We start from the raw sequence: 20,258 nt of genomic DNA on the forward strand, positions 1-20,258 counted from the left end.
CCCTTAAACTGCCAGTTCTTTTTCGGGAACAGCTGTTTTTGGGAGTTCGGCAAACGCATATCTGAAATCAAACAGGCGTTTTGATGTGATCAGTTCTTTATTCTTTTTAAATTCAGGCCAGCTTGTGAGCAAAACAAGTTCATCTGCCTGGCTAACGAGTGACTCCAAAGAATCAGCATATGTTATCGGAAGTTTAAACTGTTCTGCAAATATTTTATTCGCCATCGGATCAAATGCAACTATCTTTTTGTATCCCTTTGCAAGCAGGTTCTCAATAATAAATTTGCTGGGACTCAGACGCACATCGTCAGATCCGGATTTGAACGACAAGCCAAGGATACCAATGGTGCTTTCTTTAGGTACTACAGCGGCAACTTTTTGTGAAACATGTTCTTTTATTACTTCATTGATTTCCAGATTACCTTCCAGGATCTTTGGACTAAATCCGTTTTCACGTGCAATGCTTGCAAGTGCCGCTGTGTCTTTTGGAAGACAGTAACCTCCATAACCACAACCCGGATACACATAACTTGCCATTGAGGCAGGCTGACCGAACCAGCGCTTATCCTGGTGGAGTATCTTGAATGCCGAAGGAACGTCAATATCACCAATATGTTCTGCAATCATTGCCATTTCATTAGAATAACTGATCAATGTTGACAACAATGTGTTCGATAAATATTTAATGAACTCAGCTGAGTTATAACTTACATAATGTACAGGAGCTTTGAATGGCAAATAGATCTCGTTCAGAATTTTCTTCGAACGCTCATCTTCCACTCCTATTACAACACGGTCAGGATTCATGAAATCGTCCCATGCATAGCCTTCTCGCAGGAATTCGGGGTTCGATGCGAGGCCTATTTCCTTGTTGTATTGTTTGTTAAGTTCATCAACATATGGTTTCACTTTTTTGGATACCGTTGAAGGCGGGACAGTCGATTTTGTTACAATCACTTTGAAATCGCCCTTACTGGATTCGAATACATTCTTTACCGCGTCCAACAGGTAAGTTAGATCGGCACTTCCGTCGGCATTGCCGGGTGTTCCCACGCAGATGATTATAACTTTACTATCATTGACTGCTTCTTCAAGCGGAGTGTCGATTAAAAAGTTTTTACCGAGTTCTTCTTTCAATGCGTCGTCCAGGAATGGTTCATAGAAAGGAACTTCGTAATTTTTGATGCTGTTTACTCTTTCCTTATTTACATCTATTCCGTAAACCCGGAAACCTTTTTTACTGAAACCCAGGGCTGTAGTTAATCCTACAAATCCGAGACCTAATACTGTTATCATTATAAATTACCGTTATTAATGTGAAGAAATTTTAGATACCTCCTGATACCGTCAGCTACCAATACAGTAGGATCATAGTTCAGGTTAGTTCTGGCCTTGGCCAGGTTAGGACATCTCCTGTTTGGATTATCTGTCATATAATCTTTGTCATCAGATTTGTTGAATGAAATCTTCCCTTTGTAGTCAAAGATTTCCTTGCCTTCCTTGTTAAAGATTTCTGCGAACTCTTTAACAGACAATTCCGGCTTATCCATCCCAATATTAAACACATCAAATTTATCGTGCAATAACACTTTCAGGTAACCATTGATTGCATCAGAAATATAGCAGAATGTGCGGGTCGGCTTGCCGTCAGAAAGAATTTCAAGATCCCGGCCTTCAATCACCGCTTTTGCGAAGTCCGCGGGCAATCTTTTATCATTGATGTTCATGCCCGGACCATAGTTGTTAAATGGTCTGGCCATTGTAATCGGCATCTTATATTTTTCTGCAAACAGGTAACAAAGTGTTTCTCCAAATCTTTTTGCTTCATCATAACATGCCCTGGGTCCGATAGTTGCCACGTTGCCCCTGTAATCTTCGCTGGTCGGAATAAACTGCGCGAATGGATCGCCGTAGATCTCGCTGCTTGAGAAAAAAAGAAATCCCCTGATGGTTTTAGCAGAATAATAATCCAGGAGCCTTCTAAGTCCTGTAATATTTGCATCCACAGTTTCTATCGGATAGATCCGGTAAAAAGTCGGTGAAGCAATGGAAGCCATATGGATGATGATATCAGCTTTGTCTGCACCATCTACATCGCTAACCGAATCTGTGATAACATTAAATTCATGAAGTTTTATGAGTTCCGGTTTGCTGTTAACAAGTTTTGTAAGCCAGTCTTTAGTACCAGTCAAAAAGTTCTCCAGCGCTATGATTCTCTTAATTTTCAGTTCATCGGCATAATGGGAAAAAAAGTGCATAAAATAATATCCAAGAAAACCGCCACAGCCTGTAAGCAGGATGGTTGAATCTCTTAGTTTATCAAGCTCTTTCGGCGACAGTTTATCATAGATAGCCGCCATATCTTCCAATAAAATCTGGTTTGTTACAACCGTGGTCTCTTTGTTCATAAATAAGATAAATACAAAGTTTTGAAATGGTGATAAGGTTAACGATGTTTATTAAGGTGAAATATATTTATGTGCAATATAGATCAAATGGAAGGGCACAAAATGCTCTGTCGCCACCAGTTTAAACCCGGCGGTTTCCAACATCCGGTGCACCACATTGTCGGTATAAACATGATGATGTAGTGTTCTTAGCCTGGCGTTGTCTTTGCAATATGCAACATGTTGCTCATAAGGAATTGTTTCCCCTTTTCCGCCCAGTAAATAAACCCTGGTCAGATCGCAGTTGTCTATGACATCCTGTACATGAGTTTCATCCTCTTCGGCAGTGTTATTATTATAGTCGCCAAGTATATGCTCAAAGGTTGTACGTTTCCTTTTATGATCAAAAGTGAACTCAGGGTTCGGGAGCACCAGGACCATTAATCCACCGTCTTTAATCACCCTGTTCCACTCTTTTAATGCTTTGATTGGATTGGCAACATGTTCTAAGCAATGACTGCTGATTAAATAATCATATTGGCCGGTATTTACGGAACTGAGATCGGTTGCATCATTTATATACTGCGATCCCAAATTCAGGCCCGCATAGGTATAGGGATTACCGGCTTTAATACTTCCTTCCCAAATGGTATCGGTGCTGAAATTAACTCCATCTACCCGTTGGGCTATTGGATAAATTTTTATGATGTCATTAAAAATTTTGCTCGGCCCTCCAATCTCAATGCCATGTTTATCAGTAATAAAGTTTTTAACGAGTTTGTAATTTGCTATACGTTTCGGGAAAAAAAATCTCCGTATGAGTCTGAATTTATACCTGGCGTAAGCTACAACTCTCATGGCAATATTTTTTTTAATCTGAATTCATCTGGATGGTTTAAACCTCACGGGTAATTATTTACGATGCAACAGTTTTTTCCGAATACTCCGGGAAAAACATTTCAACCTGTTCCTTAAACAACTGGTAAACCAATGTCGATGTATCTACTTCAACATCATCGAAAGTGATTGGATGATCGCGCGGAACATCCCTTTTCATTATTGACCCTTCAGCAAGCGCGATTGGTAAAAGGTTTTCTTTTCTCAAAACGGCAGAATTATCACATTGTCCATAAGTGTCATAAAAACCCAGTCCATCCAGTTTCTTACCAGCTTTCAGGGGCGTTTTTGCGAAGGTGGCCACCTCTACAACCGGCCCACTAATCGGAGCCATGATGATATCATTAAATAAAACCATCCTGGCAATTGAATGTGGGATTTCGAAAAAGATCAGGTGATACGGTGTATAGAAACTGTATAGAGGACCTGGCCCTAATTTACCGTAAGCCATATACTGTATGGTTTTCGGATCATCGGTAGTTGCATAGACGAATACACCCGGTGATGGTTTGGGTCCGACCACGTAGTCAACAATACCTCCGGATTTTTTTAATTCTTCAACGTCAAATAATGAAACGAGTTCATCAACGTGTTTGTCAGAATAGTGTCCATACATTCCTCTTTTGGCAACCCCCATTCCTGTTGCATTGGCAACACAGGCTTGTTCAAATGAAATTTTGGTTCCATCTGCAAAAGTAGTTACCATTTCTGGTGTCATGTTCCATTGCTTAGCAAAGCTCTGTTGAGTTGTGGGATTACGGTAAAAATCCTGCAGGCCTTTTATGTTTCCGCACACCAGCGGAGTAAGACCTATGCTTTTTACAAAGCGAACAAGATTCATTATTACACCGGGCTGATCACCATCACATCCACTGAGCATAACCCCTGCCCTGTCTGCAAATACTTTTAATATGGGCCCGATGGTTGCATCGATCTCAGCATTATAAAGCAGTACATGTTTTTTGTTTTTTATAGCCCGCATGATCAATCTTGCAGCCATTTCTATAGTACCGGTACACTCAACAAGCAGATCAATATCGTCCAGGTCGCATAAGTCTTCATGGTTGCTTGTAACTGCAAGGCCACCATTGGATACTACTTCCTGGAGCGACTTAAAGTCATTACATTCGACTGCCTTGAAACCAGCATATTCGTAAGCCGCATGGGCTTTGCTTGTTGTTCTGTTTGCAATTGCAGCGATCTCCATTCCCGGAGTGTATTTCATAACCTGGTTTACCAGTCCTTTGCCCATTTCCCCTGCGCCCCATAGTCCAACCCTTATCGGCCTTTTTTCATCTTCTCTTTGCTGGAGATACTTGTCAACTATAATCATGTTTGAAGTTTTGTACTGAATTGATTTGTATTCAGGATGAAGATGTTTACTTTAACCGAAAATCTTTAATTCGGGTATAGGAACTACAAATTTGGCCCCCCACTCGCTTGTATAATCAAGATGTTTCATTATTTCATCCTTTAAATTCCATGGAAATATTATGATAAAATCCGGCCTGTTTTCCTTCATAAATTCCTCATCTACCACATGGATATGGCTGCCTGGAAGCCACTTGTTTTGTTTATGTGGATTCGCGTCTACTACATAATCAATCTGATCGTTGGTTGTGCCGCAATAATTAAGTAATGTATTACCCTTCGCGGCCGCACCATAACCAGCGATCTTTTTATCTTGTAATTTCTGCTGAGACAGGAATCTTGTGAATCCTAACTTTACCTGTAGTGCTTTCTTTTGAAAATCTTCATAATAAGCAAGGGTGTTAATTCCTTTTGCCTTTTCTTTTTCCAGCATCAGCCCAACATTTTCAGAAACGGGCTTACTGGAATCTTCCTGGTGTTTTGCATATATACGTAAGGATCCGCCATGAGTTGGCAACTCTTCAACATCGAAAAGCGTTAGTCCCTGCGACCTGAATATCTGTTCTACAGTGAAAAAAGACAGATATGAGAAGTGTTCGTGATAAATGGTGTCGAACTGATTATTGTCAATTAACTGCACCAGGTGCGGGAACTCCATAGTTATTACCCCGGCATCCTTCAATACTATTTTCATTCCTCCCACGAAGTCAACTATATCCGGTACATGCGCCAGTACATTATTCCCAAGCAGTAAATCAGCTTTTTTGCCACGGGAGACGAGTTCAGCTGCCAGTTCCTTGCCAAAAAACTCTGTAATGCTTTCGATGCCTTTTTTCCTGGCAACCTCCGCCGTATTCGAAGTAGGTTCAATGCCTAAAACCGGTATATTCTTCTCTTTGAAGTATTGCAAAAGGTAACCATCATTCGAAGCAATTTCTATCACTTGAGAGGACTGTGAAATTCCAAAACGATCTATCATATTTTCAGTATACTGTTTGGCATGGGCAAGCCAGCTTGTTGAGTAAGATGAAAAATAAACGTAACCATCGTTAAAAATCTGGTCAGACTTTTTGTACTCCGCAATCTGAACGAGGAAACAGTTGCTGCATGTATACACTTTTAATGGAAAATAGACTTCAGGTTCGTTTAATTGTTCAGTTGTTAAAAACGAGTTGGAGGCGGGTGAATTAACCAGGTCAATAAAAACGTCATTCAATTCTGATTTACAAAATCTGCAATGCATAATTTCAGGTTTGTGGTTTACAAGAGGGGTTTAATGATTAAGCGTTGGCGAGGTTTCTTTTATCTGGATAGGATTTTTCACAGTATAATGTGGTTGACTGAAACATGTGGATTTTCAATAGCGATTTCAGACAGTGAATGTGCGAATAAAAATAAATGCATCTGGATCGTTTGTGCTATGGCCTTAATAGTTTGATTAAGGCCATTGTCGAGCGAGGTCCTTGCTTTCCATTTCAGTTTAGTATATGCCGTATCAACATCAGCAACTGAACTGGCTTCACTGGTTCTGTCTTCTAAAACACCAAATAAAGGCTCACCTGTGGTGTCAATAATCTCATAAATTTTCTGCACAACTTCTTTTACGGATGTAGAAATGCCTGTTCCAAGATCTATCACAGATCCCTCAATTCCTGGCGCTATAGAAGCCGCTATCAGGCCATCGATCACGTCATCAATATAGATCCAGTCAGTTGTCCACTTACCGCTTGATAATTTTGGATTTTCGTTTTTGAGCAGCGTATGAATAACATGTGGTATAAGCATTTGTCGTGGCTGCCCCGGGCCATAGGTAACGAAAGTCCGAACTATTGATACCGGTGTCTGATAGCATTCCCAGAACATGCTGCCATAAGAACTTGCCGCCAATTTGGCTGCTGCATATGGCGAATTCGGATTTTCTATGGTTCTTAAAGGTTCCCGGCATGAACCAACCAGGATGATCCGTTCACAGCCTAGTTGAGTTGCAAGTGTAAGAAGGTTCACAGTACTGGTAACAAGGCTATGATAAGTTGCCTGTACATGCTTAAGATCTGTTGACCCGGTAACCTGTCCGGACAAATGAAAAATTATATCCGGTCTGATCTCATCCAATAATGCTTTTGCGGTTACCAGATCTTCAAATGAACCTTTAAGCCAGGTAAAATGCTCAATATGGCTCACTCTTTGCACACGGGAAGTGCCAAAAACTGAAGCACCGGCCTCAGTCAGGCGCTTTACCAATTTAGAACCGATGAACCCACTGGCACCGGTAATGAGAACCCGTTTTTTGCTCCAGGTTGTAAGATCAAGCAGACTAAATTGTTCCATGACGTTTTTATAGAATTTTTTGGGTTAAAATGACTGCAACGCAACAGCTAACGCTTTATTAAATTTAAGGTATTATTTTTTAGTCCTTTCAGGAGATACTGGCAGCTTAATACTTATCGTCAAAGGACATACTGAGATGCAATATTTCATTTGACGTTTTCTCTCTTTTCTTAGTTTTCCTGGGTTGGCCTTTCGGCTCAGATTTTAGGTATGTTCTCATTAAACAGATTAAAAGCGGGTTGGTTTCGATCCTTTTCAGAAATTATGACTGGGTCCATAGGCCATTGAATTGCAAATGCAGAATCATTCCATAACAATCCTTTCTCCGCCCCGGGTGCATAAAAATTGCTGACCTGGTACATGATGTCGGTATTATCTTCCAATGTCAGGAAACCATGCGCACAACCTTCCGGCACATAAAGCATGGTAAAGCTGTCTGCGGTCAGAGTAGTACCATACCACTGGCAATAGGTTGGTGAACCTTTGCGCAGGTCAACCAAAACATCGAACAGTGATCCCCTTGTACATCGGACTAGTTTGCTTTCCTCATGCGGAGCATCCTGGTAATGCAAACCACGTAATGTTCCTTTTTTGGGATTGTGACTGAGATTAGTCTGGGCAACGAGGTCATTAAGGCCGTGCTCTTTCATTTCATGCTGGCAAAACGCCCGGCCAAAAAATCCGCGTTCATCTTCGAACCTTTTGATATCGATGAGAAATGCATCTTTTATTGTTATTTCAGTGAAAATCATTGAACAGCATTGAATTTGTCAGTTACTTTTTCTTCATGTCATTCCGGTGAATTATCTCGTACCATGGGGCCGATCCCTTCTGCCACATTTCTTCCAGTACATTTCTATCACGCAGCGTATCCATCGGTTGCCAGAATCCGGCATGTTTAAAAGCGGCAAGCTTTCCTTCCTTCGCTAAATTTTCTAAGGGGTCCCTCTCCCAAACAGTGTTGTCATCAGTAATGTAATTCATAACCTCGGGTTCCAGAACAAAAAATCCACCATTGATCCATGGTGAATCACCGCCTTCAGGCTTTTCAGCAAAGTGATTAATTTGAGTTTGGTGTTCCGAAAGCGTGAAGGCACCAAATCTACCTGGTTGTTGTACGGCAACCAGTGTTGCTAAAGCTTTTTGTTCTTTATGAAATTTAATGGAGTCTGCAATATTAACATCACTCAGACCATCTCCATAGGTAAGACAAAACGTTTCATCACCGATATATTTTTTAACTCTTTTCAAACGGCCACCAGTCATTGAATTATAACCGGTATGAACAAGTGTAACTCTCCAGTCTTCAGTCTCATTGGTATGAATTTCCATGCTGTTTTTACGCATGTCAAATGTCACATCGCAATTGTCCAATGCATAGTTTGAGAAATATTCTTTTATTATATGGCCCTTGTAACCACAACAAATAATAAAGTCGTTTATTCCATAAGCGGAATAGATCTTCATAATATGCCAGAGTATTGGCTTGCCACCGATTTCGACCATAGGTTTTGGACGTACACCACTTTCTTCACTGATCCTTGTTCCGTATCCACCCGCAAGAATAACTGCTTTCATAAGTTTAATAGGTTGATTCTGTGATTGTATTAATGTATAGTAAGAGTTTAAATTTACTTATTAACTATGATTAAGAACCGTAATGAGTGAATTCAAAACCAGGTTCTCTGGTTTCACGAAATTATTATAATAATGAAAATTGCTTGTCATCATACGCAACAAATCCGTTTCGTTTGAACGAAGCTTTTCAAGCTGCTCAATCAACTGGTCAGCAGTTTCAAATTCATAGTAATGCCGGTCTTTTGAAAAATTGCCCGGCAGCTCGAATTTCAAAGGTTCGGAAACTATTCCACGTGAAGCAGCCACATACTCTCCCATTTTCCAACCAATTGAATTATGCAGTCCTGTTGTTGCTATGCAAATTGCATGATTTTTTACAGCATGCAGATAGCTGGCCTTATTGGTAAGGCTGTTATCCATTATAAGTTCAGGATAATTTTTTCTTGCAAAATTTTCGATAAACAAACCACCGGTAAATTCGGATCCATATTCCTGGCGACACCTGTTGATACATTCAATCCTTGTTTTGTTGATCCTGGTGCGAAGTTCAACCGATCGCTGTGATTTTGCTTCACCCGGATCCCATAACCTGGTTAGGAAAAGGACATTTCGTTTGGAAGGTTTTACCGGATAATATTCGAAATCCTGTTCATAGAAAAAGCTTTTTGAAGAAACTTTTTTCAGGAGCTTGTTGGTCTTCATGAAGTACTTAAACTTATCATTTATGGAGCCACTGTATCGAAACAGGTTTTTGTCGGGTTGTACATTGTAGTTTAAACCCAGCGGAAAAACTTTGCAGTTTTCAGGACTGTGTTCCCTCATCAGGGGACTGAAACTTCTTTTGAAGTAGAAATCAGCTTTGTAGGTTTTTTGGAAATGTTCCAGGTTAACCTGCACGTCGCCGGGGATCCAGGTGAGCCCGTCCAGTGTATCGTAAACAACCCGCTGTTTCTTATTAATTATTGCAGTAACAATTGAAAAGGCCTTCTTATTTTCTTTGATGGGTTTGATCCTGAGGTCGATGATACCCTTTCGTTGCAGCTCAAAGAAACCACTGTAGAGCTGCATCAGGTGAAAGTTCGGGAAATATTCAATTTCACATTCTAGTAACTTCATCTTTCGTTATTGTAATCAGTATGTTGTTCTAAACAAGATTCGAATCAAGGATCAGTAAATGTTTAGGAAATAATTTATTAAAACTTTTGATTGCTGCTGTTTAATGTTATTCACAAATTAACAGTGGCCAGTTATTGTAATGAATGGTAAAACAAGAGGATTTAGATAATAAAGCAAGTAAGTTCCTGTAACCTCCGGGTTATGAAGTATTGCCAGGTCAGGTTAAGCACAGAGATCTGATTGTATTGCAAGATTAGACATTTATGTCTGCATCCGCAAGATATGATACGTTATTTTTTTACTATATAGCTTTGCTCAAACCTCAGAAACCGGAAAGGTTTTTTATGGCCGGATAAACACAATACCTATAGTATGTAAATGGTATTTGTTCTACTGATTACCTGTACCTTTTTGCAAAAATCCTGACAGGAATTGCCAGGTGAAGGTTAAAAACAAATACCGGAATCGCCTGGGGCAATCCGGTATATATTGTAAAACTTATGAATTTGAAGCAATGTCTGAGAATACAGCATAAGTGTTGCCGTTATCGAGCTTCTCGTATTTGGAGTTCTTAGATTTGAATTCCGGAACAAGTCTTTTCATCTTCTTTACCAGCTCATCATTGTCTTCATCCATACAAAGTTCGATCAGGTCTTCAATATCATGCCTGGTTTGCCATGAGCATGGTATCACACGCGCGATCTTGATCTTTTCATGGTGTGTAGGCAAAGTCTTCTCTTCCTTATTAAGCAACTCTTCGTATAATTTTTCACCTGGACGTAATCCTGTATACACGATCCTGATATCTTCGTCTGGCACCAGGCCCGCAAGGCGGATCATCTTTTTAGCCAGATCAACGATACGCACCGGTTTGCCCATATCGAAAATAAATATCTCACCGCCTGTGCCCATTGTACCTGCTTCCAGCACAAGCTGAACAGCCTCAGGTATTGTCATGAAGAAGCGGGTGATTTCCGGGTCAGTTACAGTTACTGGTCCCCCCTTCTGAATCTGTTCACGGAACCTCGGGATCACAGATCCATTTGAACCAAGTACATTACCAAAACGGGTGGTTATGAATTTTGTATTTGAACTATGATCAAATCCATTCACATCGTTGTTATCACCGGTCCTTCCGATTAAAGACTGCACATACATTTCCGCGATACGCTTGGATGTACCCATAATGTTAGTTGGGTTTACCGCCTTATCGGTAGAGATCATCACAAATTTCTGGGCACTATATGCGATTGCAAGATCCGCAAGATGTTTTGTGCCCAGCACATTAGTCATAATCGCTTCTGACGGGTGATGCTCCATCATTGGAACATGTTTATAGGCAGCGGCATGAAATACAATCTGGGGCCGAAATATATTAAACATGATCTCCATTCTCTTGTATTCGCGGATATTACCGATAAACACACGGATCTTTATTCCAGGAAACTTTTCCTCAACGTCAAGTTGCATTTCATGAAGGTCAGATTCAGCCTGGTCGCAAAGAATAACCATTTCAGGATTATAGGAAAGCACCTGTCTTACAATTTCAGAGCCTATAGAACCGGCAGCCCCAGTTACAAGTACACGCTTTCCTTCGAGGTCCTGTGATACCTGTGAATTATTGATTACGATTGGCTCACGCTGGAGAAGATCTTCAATTTTAAGTGCCTGGATCTGGTTTGAGCTCAGTTTGCCGGACATCCACTGATCGGAAGGTGGAACCGTGAGAACCTTAATCCCCAATTGTAAACATTTCTCAATAACGAGTTTTTTATCGATGCTGGTAAGTTGCTCATTCATCAGAATAAGCTTCGCAATATTTTTCTTCTCTTTTAATGTTGTCAGTTCCTTCAGGTGATACACTTTCTTCTGTTGTATATAGGTGTTGATCTTACGGATATTAGCTTCCAGGAAACCGACGATCACAAATTTGTTTGCATTTCCGGACTCCATAGCTTGTTTCAGAAGGATCGAGTTGTTGTCTGACCCATAGATTAAAATGTTTTCTTTATCTGGAGTTGTGTTTCTTTTTACATAATTATAGAGTTCCTTTACTCCGGTTCTTAACATGACAAGCATTGTGGAAGCAACGAAGAAATTGATAAACAGAACTGTACTGATGCTGAGTGAAGCGATATTAAGGTTATTCACCATTATGAACTGAACAGCAATAGGATACACGAGGCTGGTTACGAATACAGAAAGAAAGATCCGTAACATATCCTTAATATTTGAATACCGGATGAGGCCGGTATGTACGCGCATAAGGTAGAACACTATTCCGGATACAAGGCAATACAAGCCAGTATAGAAGAAAAAGTGTCCTCTAAGAATTGCCGGAAAGTCAAATTGCTTTACCACAAAGTAGGATAACGCAAATGAAGAACCGCTGATCATCAGATCGACTAAAAGTATAACCCACCTGGGTAATACTGTCGCGTTTAACAATAACTTTTTCATGGCCTCTAACGAGAGTTTAGATAATGAAAAAGGATATCGGCCATGGAAATTTTATAGGATGTGTGGCTTCTGGAGGTTTTTTTTTAGAAAATAGATTATAGCGGATTTTGCAGGAGGATATTGGATGGATATAAGAGGACCCTTTTTAACTAGACTAGTTGGCCTGAATCAATAATCCGGCCAGCCGGTGAACATACTTCCTGTATCACAGATAATACGCGGTTTAGTTCATCGTCTGTAAGGTTTGATCCGGACGGCAGACAAAGACCTTTTTCAAACAACGTTTCACTCACCTTTGCTCCGTAATATGGAGCCGTCCTGAAAACCGGCTGCAGATGCATTGGTTTCCATGGTGGACGACTGTCAATATTTTCTTTCACCAGGGCTAACCGAAGATCTTCCCTTGAAAATCTGTCAGAATCAATTTTAATGATGCTTAGCCAATGATTCGAAAAATAGTTCTCATCTGGTACTCCAACACATGTTATTTCTTCTTCCAGAGAAGCAAGATTCGATTGATAAAATTCAAAATTCTTTCGCCGTTGGTTGATATGGTCATTCAGCACCTTCATCTGCCCCCTGCCAATACCTGCGCTTATATTACTCATCCGGTAATTGTATCCAATTTGCGAATGTTGGTAATGTGGTGCCGGATCCTGGGCCTGGGTTGCAAGAAACCTGGCTTTCTTTACATATTCCTCATTCGATGAAACAAGCGCACCCCCACCCGAAGTGGTGATTATCTTATTTCCGTTGAAAGAAAGTATTCCAATATCGCCGAAGGTTCCCAATGGTTGACCATTAAAGGTTGAACCGAGTGCCTCAGCGGCATCTTCAATTACCGGGATATTGAACTTCCTGGCTATTGACATGATCTTATCCATCTGCGCGGGCATTCCGTACAAATGAACTATTATTATTGCCTTAGGTAATTTTCCTGTTTTTTGAAGACGGTCGCTGATCGAGGTTTCAAGATACGCTGGAGACATGTTCCAGGTTTGTTCTTCACTATCCACAAAAACCGGGGTTGCGCCCTGATAAACGATTGGATTAGCTGATGCAGAAAAAGTCATAGACTGGCAAATCACTTCATCACCGTGCTGCACCCCTAGTATCACTAATGCAAGATGTATGGCTGCAGTACCTGAACTGAGGGCCGCAACCTGGACTTTGTTACCAAGAAATTCTTTCAAATCCTGCTCAAAACCATCCACATTTGGACCCAGCGGAGCTATCCAGTTGGATTCAAAAGCCTGGTGAATATAACTTAGTTCCTGACCTCCCATGTGAGGAGAGGAAAGCCAAATTTTTGATTTCATTTTATAGGGTAAACCGTTTTAATTAAGAAAAACGAATTGAACAACGGCAGGTATCTCAAAGGAAAGAGGAAAGTAATTCGCAGGATTATTATGGAAGCACAATATCTAAAGAATTATTGAATCTGCAAATTATAATATATAAAAAAAATAATTCAGGTAGTACTACCTGAGACGTATACTCAAACTACCCACTAACCATGATCGCTGTATAACGAGTTGGAAACCACGAAATCTACAAAATGCAATAATTTGCAACACAAAAATTAATTTCGGTCCCATGTCAGGGTTAGTTCATCAAATCCATTGACAACAAATTGGGGAATTTTTTTGACGTCAAATCGCTGCTTGTGGATATTTTTCCCACTATCTTTTACACATATGGTGGTCCATCCTAATCGGGCAGGAATTATAAAATCTTTTTTAGTATTATCACCAAAATAATAAAATTCTTTACCCGGATATTTTAATACGAAATGCAAATAATTACGTTCATCTGGTTTTTCCGATCCGAATTCTTCTGAAATAATGATCTCAGAAAACAAATCCTCTATACCAAGTGCTTTAAGTTTATTTCTCTGAGTTACGCTCCGGCCATCGGTTATAAGGCCAGTGGGTATTTTTCGAGAGCGCAATTCGCGGATGAATGCTGCCGTTTCTGAACTTAGCTTAATTTCGGGTATATGTTGCCGGTAGGTACTGATCAGCCATGCTGCATCACGTTCACCAAGATGCTCTTTATATTGTTCAACAATCCATGCAAAAACATTTTCATTGCGATGATATCGCTCTATCATTTCATCATAGATAGAAATTTTTATAGATGGCTCAATTGCAGACGCAATGTTTTTATACGCAGATCTCAGGAAGTCTATTTCCTGGTAAAGAGTATCATCAAGATCAAAAACGAAGAAGGTGCGGGAGTTAATCTTTATATCCATGTACTATAACTTCATCGTCGTACCGAAGCATGAGAAGCTGATCTTCCCAGCCATCGGTATAACTGGTTTCCTGGTGTAAAAAGTATTCATTAATCAGCCATAAAGGGTAGTTTGCCCCGGCCTGGTAGCTAAGTGGGTATCCACCACCGAAACGGGGATTAATTTCAATGGCCACCATTCTGTCCGTGGTTTTGTTAAGGAATAGCTGTAAAGTCAGGCATCCGACCGCACCGGGGATATAACCCAGTTTTTCTTTCAGAAAGGAGACAATAATGTTTTTGCAGGTTAATCCCTTATTGATCTCTCCTGCCCTGACCAGCATTCTCTTTCGCGGAACTATGCATTTCACCTCATTTTTCCTGTCATAATACATATCTACGGTGAACTCGTCATAATTCTCCTTATCGATGTATTCCATGAACATGAAACGAGGATTTGTCAGTTGATCCCTCGTCAACTGATCCTTTGACCTCACCAGGAAAGTATCCGCGCTAAGACTTCCGTCAAAGGGTTTTATAAAAAGCGGGAACACCGGGGCGTTTTTATCAATGGCCATGGGTGTCTCTATGCCCGAACTTTTGAAAAAATCATTGATCAGGCGTTTGTCACGGCATTTTGCAGTGAAGTCTTCGTCACAGACAACCAAAAAGATTCCAGCTGAGGCAAATTCGGCTTTATAGCGCGAAAGAACCAGGAGTTCTGTATCGATGGTAGGAATCACCATCCTGACCTCATTTTCAATGCAACGGCTTTTAAGCTCCTTTATATATGCCGGATCGGTTACCCTTTTTACCTGGAAATATCCATCAGATACGTTACAGGCGGCGCTGATCTGAGGTTGCATATCTGTTGTATAAACCTTCCCTTCCGGGAAAACTGACCTAAGTTGTTTCTGAAAAGCCCGCACAAGTGAAACACGTTGTCCGGCTGATGTAATTAATATGTTCATGATTTACTGCCCTTAAAATGAGGCATTGTAGCATGGCCGTCCTGGCTGATGCCCTCTGTTTTAAAAACTTTTTTTATTGTGAGCCAGATAATCCTGGCGTCGAGTGCAGGATTGATATGGTCGGCATACCAGACATCAAGTTCGAACTTTTTCTCCCAACTTATAGCATTGCGTCCATTCACCTGTGCCCAACCGGTTATTCCTGGTCTCACCCCGTGCCGGCGATTCTGAAATGGCGAATACAAAGGCAGGTATTCCACCAGCAAAGGTCGAGGACCTACGAGGCTCATATCACCTTTCACTACGTTGAATAACTGGGGTATCTCGTCAAGTGAAGTTTTGCGTATGAATTTCCCAACCGAAGTCAGCCTTTTCTCATCAGGCAACAGGTTTCCTGCCGGGTCCCTCCGATCGTTCATTGTTTTGAATTTTACAAGCATAAAGATCCGGCCATTTTTACCTGGTCTACGCTGAAAGAAGAATGGTTTACCCTGGTTTGTAATCAGCAGGAAAATCGCAACTCCCAGGATAACTGGTGAAAGCAGGCAGACCGCAACGAGGCTGACTACCAGGTCAATAAATCTTTTGAAAAATTTATGATAAACTTGCATGATCTATTTGTTCCTCATACTCTTTTAATATTAAACTCCACAGATATTTCTGCTCATAACGGTCAACAATCATTTCACGGGCTTTTGATTTCATATGGTTGTAGAGCCCGGCATCCTCCAGTAATCTTGTCATAGCATTTACCAACGCTTCAACATCTTTGGCTGGTATGATCAATCCATTTTCCCCTTCAACGATAATCTCATTACATCCATTGATATCCGTTACAATACTGGGAAGCTCGAAACATCCGGCCTGCATCGGCACATTTGGAAATCCTTCCCGGTACGAAGGAAAGGCAAGCACGTTACTGATTAAAAAAAATGGGCGCACATCCTGCTGGAATCCTACCAGGGTGATACGGTCATCCTTTTTGATGGCTGTGTTCGTTTTGTCTGAGATTGGATCGAGCTCCGGTTCAAAGGGTCCGACCAGCAACAATTTTGCAGATTGATATTGATTTTTTATCCGGCTGAAAGCTTCAACCAGTTCTTCAATACCTTTATCACGCACCAACCTGCCAATAAAAACAAACACAAAATCGCTGGTATTTATTTTCAACTCATGCCTCAGTTCTCCGGCTGTTTTTTCCAATTCCGGGCTCCTGCTAAAGAAATTTGTATCAATACCATTGCTGCTTCCGTTTCCGAGTACTTTAACTTTTGCAGGAGAGCAGAATTTATTCCGAAGGATAAAACTGGCCAGGTTACCCGAATTTGGATAGACCTTCGTAGCCGACGCGTAAGTGATCTTTTCAACTTTTTCAAGTAACAGCCTTTTTTTTCCTTTGGCTTCCATTAGCGGAAGACCTGCCACTGTGTGGAGGCGAACCGGCACACCTGCAAGTCTTCCCGCTAACATGCCCAACAATCCCGCTTTCGGGGTGTGAGTATGAATTATGGCGGGTTTTTCTTTCCTGAATAAACGGTAAAGGCTCCATATTGCTCTCAGGTCCTGAACAGGTGTAATAGACCGGGTCATGTTCACCCCAACAGTTCGGATGCCTTCCTGTTCTGAGACTTCACCAAGCGTTTTTCCTGGTGAGGAAACGCCAACAACCTCAAAATATGCGCTCATAAACCGCAATTGCTTTTTGAGCAGAACCTTTAATGAGATCGGTACGGTAGTAATCCTGATAATTTTTTGCTGACTCGCCATTCGATTAGTAAATTATTTCAAAGGGCAGTCTGCTGCACTTTATAATAGTCCCGGTACCATTTGATAAATTCTCTTATCCCATCCTGTATCGGTGTTGACGGACTATAGTCAAAATCATTGATTATTTCTGAAACGTCTGCATAAGTCACAGTCACATCACCGGGCTGCATCTCAGTCATCACTTTATTAGCCTTCACACCCAGTTGTTCTTCCAGTGTTTCTATGAAATCTAAAAGGTTGACCGGTCGATTATTACCAATATTATAGATCCGGAAAGGTGTTCTTGAACGTGAAGGATCGGGATTGCGGTCGTTCCAGTCTGCCGATGGTTTAGCAGGAGAAGGAATAACCTTCACGATTCCATTTATAATATCATCGATATAAGTAAAATCCCTCCGCATCTCTCCGCCGTTGAATACCCGGATAGGTTTGCCTTCGAGAATATTATTAGTAAAAGAGAAGTATGCCATGTCCGGCCTGCCCCAGGCGCCGTAAACGGTAAAAAATCTAAGCCCCGTCACTGGCAAATTATAAAGATGGCTGTAAACATGGGCCATAAGCTCATTACTCTTTTTTGTTGCAGCATATATAGATACCGGATGATCAGTATGTTGATCAACCCTGAAAGGGATCTCCGCATTAAGACCATAAACGCTTGAGCTACTTGCATACACAAGATGTTTAACATAATGATTTTTCGAGGCTTCCAGTATGTTCGTGAACCCGATTACATTACTATGAATATATTTCAATGGCTTTTCAATACTGTATCGAACACCAGCCTGCGCTGCAAGATGACAGACCATGTCAAATTTCTGGGATGCAAAAAGAAGTTCAATATTCTCATCATCTTCCAGGTGTGCGAGCATGAACGAAAATGATTGCAACGATTTGCTTGGTGTGAGTTCATTGAGAACCAGGTCCTGGCTGGAAATACCTAATTCATTTAACCGGCCATACTTCAGATTTACATCATAATAATCATTGATGTTATCAAGACCAATGACCTCGTATCCTTCTGATACCAACTTTTTCACGAGATGAAATCCAATAAAGCCGGCGGCGCCTGTGACTAATATCTTCATTGTTTAATTTTTTCTGTTTTACCGGGATAATTGGATTTAAGTATTATTTTCAATTTAAATTTTTTGATGAATATCCGACCTGCTACCTCCAAAGATAAACCCGCAATCATAGACCTGCTGCGAAAATCACTTGGGGAATCAACCATACCAAAATCAGAAGCTTTATGGGCCTGGAAACATGAAGAGAATCCCTTTGGAAATTCTTACGTACTTCTTGCAGAAGAGAACGAAGAATTGATAGGTCTTCGTGCATTTTTGCAATGGGAATGGCAATGGAACGAAAAAAGCTATCGCACTATCCGGGCTGTTGATACTGCCACACATCCTGAATACCAGGGCAAAGGCATTTTTAAAAAACTGACTTTAGAACAATTGGAGCGATGCCGGAAAGATAATATCCGCTTTGTTTTTAACACACCTAACAATCAAAGCATGCCGGGTTACCTGAAGATGGGTTGGCAGGTGCAGGGCAAAATGCCTTTAAAAATAAAGGTCTTAAGTCCGGTTAAAACAGCATTCAGACTCCTGCTTAAAACCAAACCTGCTGCTTCAACCAACAGTTCTGCAAGTGATTGGAATTTGATGTTAGAAAACTTCGATGGACAGCAAGCTTTAAAAATTGCCGGCCTTCATACTCCATGGTCAACTTCGTATGTACAATGGCGTTATGCTACCAATCCGTTGTTTCCCTATAGTTTTATTACTGATAATAAAAACTATATTCTGATTTATCGTGTCAAAGAGCATAGCCGTTTTTCTGAATTAAGACTAACGGATATTTATTTGTTTAATAAAGACCGGGCTGTCAAAAGAGACATATCTTCAAAACTCAAACAGGTGGCCCGTAGAAGTTCTGCCGATCTGCTCACCATTTCCGGCCGGCAATTGATTGCCTACAAAGATTATCTTCCTGCTTTTGGTCCGATACCCATCCGTAATGCCGGCCCTTCCATCACTCTCCGCGATCTTAATGCAACAGATGAATTTGATTCACTCATGAAGATGGAAAACTGGTCATACAGCATGGGCGATCTGGAACTGTTTTAATCGTAATTTAAATTGATTGCAAACTAATTTGAATTTCGATTCTCAAAATAACTGGCATATTCACCCATGTTCCAACTGGTCATATTATGACTTTGTCGGCATTCAGTATAAAAATTTAATATTTGGTTTAGGTTTTCCATATTCTCATCAGGGTAATCACCGAAGTTTTCCGGATGCCACCAGAGATGATAACATTCTTTTTTTATTGCCGCCGTCTTCATCTCCCCCATTAACCTGTTCAATACAAGCTTATTTGCAAACTTATACCTGGGATGCCAGGGTCTTAAAAACCGGCTGGCTGGTACCTGGAGTGGTTCGCCGGTTAAAGGCTTCAATGAACTAAGTGGAAAAGAAGTCCTTTTAGAAGCCATTGGGAAATACGCATCACCCGTCCGGAAAATTTTTCTGATCAGGTTGCCGCCTTTGTCTGATACCGGACTCCAGAACCAATCTTCAGGATTCGATCTGATTGTTTTGATGCCATTATCATAGCAAACTTTTAAATGCACCGGGTTAAACTGGTTTCTTGGAAACACCAATGAAACGGTGGTCGTATTAAACTTTGATGCGGCACGCTGCACGGACCTTAGATCCGCACCGAATGCATCTTCACCGTGTAGTTTTTCAAGACAGTAATAATGACTAAATGTATGGGTGCCTAATTCCTGACCCGGATATGATAAGATCTTTTCAATCATTTCGGGTGCGAAATGCGCCCATTTGTAACGTGGATCCAGGCCGTTTTCTCTGACATAGCGATAGGCCGAATAAATATTATTTTCATAAGCCGGCTCACTGGCTGGTTTCAGCTCATGCCATTCCTGCTGATCCTTTGCAAACAAAGACCCGACCGAAGCCCAGGTTACATGCACCTTATGTTTATCAAAAAGTTCAAGCATGGAGGGAATTAGCCTCAACGTATTTTCGTAACAGCGTTTCCTTTCGTCCCTGTTTCTTTTATCGAAAACACCCCAGTGGAGTTCAAAATCAAGACTTACTGTAAATATCCCATCCAT

At 40.9% G+C, this 20,258-nt stretch carries 18 protein-coding genes; 1 reads left to right on the forward strand and 17 read right to left on the reverse strand.

What is annotated here, in order from left to right:
* Nucleotides 1-3 precede the first annotated feature (3 nt).
* From VK664_RS09920 to VK664_RS09995, 16 genes are all read right to left on the reverse strand, one after another.
* Complete coding sequence (locus VK664_RS09920) at nucleotides 4-1,296, reverse strand: UDP-glucose dehydrogenase family protein (protein ID WP_461398493.1); 1,293 nt, start codon at nucleotides 1,294-1,296, stop codon at nucleotides 4-6.
* On the reverse strand, nucleotides 1,296-2,408 hold the full coding sequence (locus VK664_RS09925) for an NAD-dependent epimerase/dehydratase family protein (RefSeq protein ID WP_461398494.1): 1,113 nt from the start codon (nucleotides 2,406-2,408) through the stop codon (nucleotides 1,296-1,298). Before VK664_RS09925 ends, VK664_RS09920 begins: the two co-directional genes overlap by 1 nt.
* Before the next feature lie 51 nt (nucleotides 2,409-2,459).
* Entirely contained in the window at nucleotides 2,460-3,245 is a 786-nt protein-coding gene (locus VK664_RS09930) for a methyltransferase domain-containing protein (RefSeq protein ID WP_461398495.1), read from the reverse strand.
* Nucleotides 3,246-3,303: 58 nt separating this feature from the next.
* Nucleotides 3,304-4,617 carry an NAD(P)H-dependent oxidoreductase gene (locus tag VK664_RS09935; protein WP_461398496.1) on the reverse strand — a complete coding sequence of 438 codons (1,314 nt, stop codon included), beginning with the start codon at nucleotides 4,615-4,617 and terminating at the stop codon, nucleotides 3,304-3,306.
* Between the two features lie 51 nt (nucleotides 4,618-4,668).
* The gene (locus VK664_RS09940; protein ID WP_461398497.1) at nucleotides 4,669-5,898 is read right to left on the reverse strand and encodes a methyltransferase domain-containing protein; all 1,230 of its coding nucleotides are present in this window, start codon (nucleotides 5,896-5,898) and stop codon (nucleotides 4,669-4,671) included.
* Between the two features lie 77 nt (nucleotides 5,899-5,975).
* Nucleotides 5,976-6,983, reverse strand: a complete 1,008-nt coding sequence (locus tag VK664_RS09945; RefSeq protein WP_461398498.1) for an NAD-dependent epimerase/dehydratase family protein — start codon at nucleotides 6,981-6,983, stop codon at nucleotides 5,976-5,978.
* 197 nt (nucleotides 6,984-7,180) lie between these two features.
* The gene (gene rfbC, locus VK664_RS09950; protein WP_461398499.1) at nucleotides 7,181-7,735 is read right to left on the reverse strand and encodes a dTDP-4-dehydrorhamnose 3,5-epimerase; all 555 of its coding nucleotides are present in this window, start codon (nucleotides 7,733-7,735) and stop codon (nucleotides 7,181-7,183) included.
* A 22-nt stretch (nucleotides 7,736-7,757) separates the two neighbouring features.
* Nucleotides 7,758-8,561, reverse strand: coding sequence for a glucose-1-phosphate cytidylyltransferase (rfbF, locus tag VK664_RS09955; protein WP_461398500.1), 804 nt, complete (start codon nucleotides 8,559-8,561; stop codon nucleotides 7,758-7,760).
* Nucleotides 8,562-8,621: 60 nt separating this feature from the next.
* A complete protein-coding gene (locus tag VK664_RS09960) occupies nucleotides 8,622-9,677 on the reverse strand; it encodes a hypothetical protein (protein WP_461398501.1) in 1,056 nt (351 codons plus the stop codon).
* Between the two features lie 498 nt (nucleotides 9,678-10,175).
* Entirely contained in the window at nucleotides 10,176-12,137 is a 1,962-nt protein-coding gene (locus tag VK664_RS09965) for a polysaccharide biosynthesis protein (protein ID WP_461398502.1), read from the reverse strand.
* Nucleotides 12,138-12,286: 149 nt separating this feature from the next.
* On the reverse strand, nucleotides 12,287-13,456 hold the full coding sequence (locus VK664_RS09970) for a DegT/DnrJ/EryC1/StrS family aminotransferase (RefSeq protein ID WP_461398503.1): 1,170 nt from the start codon (nucleotides 13,454-13,456) through the stop codon (nucleotides 12,287-12,289).
* Nucleotides 13,457-13,719: 263 nt separating this feature from the next.
* A complete protein-coding gene (locus VK664_RS09975; protein ID WP_461398504.1) occupies nucleotides 13,720-14,394 on the reverse strand; it encodes an HAD family hydrolase in 675 nt (224 codons plus the stop codon).
* Nucleotides 14,378-15,343 carry an ATP-grasp domain-containing protein gene (locus tag VK664_RS09980; RefSeq protein ID WP_461398505.1) on the reverse strand — a complete coding sequence of 322 codons (966 nt, stop codon included), beginning with the start codon at nucleotides 15,341-15,343 and terminating at the stop codon, nucleotides 14,378-14,380. Before VK664_RS09980 ends, VK664_RS09975 begins: the two co-directional genes overlap by 17 nt.
* Entirely contained in the window at nucleotides 15,340-15,954 is a 615-nt protein-coding gene (locus tag VK664_RS09985; protein WP_461398506.1) for a sugar transferase, read from the reverse strand. Before VK664_RS09985 ends, VK664_RS09980 begins: the two co-directional genes overlap by 4 nt.
* Nucleotides 15,938-17,110, reverse strand: a complete 1,173-nt coding sequence (locus tag VK664_RS09990) for a glycosyltransferase family 4 protein (RefSeq protein ID WP_461398507.1) — start codon at nucleotides 17,108-17,110, stop codon at nucleotides 15,938-15,940. The genes VK664_RS09985 and VK664_RS09990 overlap by 17 nt, the downstream gene beginning before the upstream one ends.
* 17 nt (nucleotides 17,111-17,127) lie before the next feature.
* On the reverse strand, nucleotides 17,128-18,195 hold the full coding sequence (locus VK664_RS09995; RefSeq protein ID WP_461398508.1) for an NAD-dependent epimerase: 1,068 nt from the start codon (nucleotides 18,193-18,195) through the stop codon (nucleotides 17,128-17,130).
* 66 nt (nucleotides 18,196-18,261) lie between these two features.
* On the opposite strand from VK664_RS09995, the gene VK664_RS10000 reads away from it, so the two are divergent.
* Complete coding sequence (locus VK664_RS10000; RefSeq protein WP_461398509.1) at nucleotides 18,262-19,242, forward strand: GNAT family N-acetyltransferase; 981 nt, start codon at nucleotides 18,262-18,264, stop codon at nucleotides 19,240-19,242.
* A gap of 23 nt (nucleotides 19,243-19,265) precedes the next feature.
* Here VK664_RS10000 and VK664_RS10005 read toward each other — a convergent pair whose 3' ends face one another.
* Complete coding sequence (locus tag VK664_RS10005; RefSeq protein ID WP_461398510.1) at nucleotides 19,266-20,258, reverse strand: polysaccharide deacetylase family protein; 993 nt, start codon at nucleotides 20,256-20,258, stop codon at nucleotides 19,266-19,268.

This window comes from Flavitalea sp. (assembly GCF_035489435.1).
Taxonomy (GTDB): domain Bacteria; phylum Bacteroidota; class Bacteroidia; order Chitinophagales; family Chitinophagaceae; genus DATHKG01.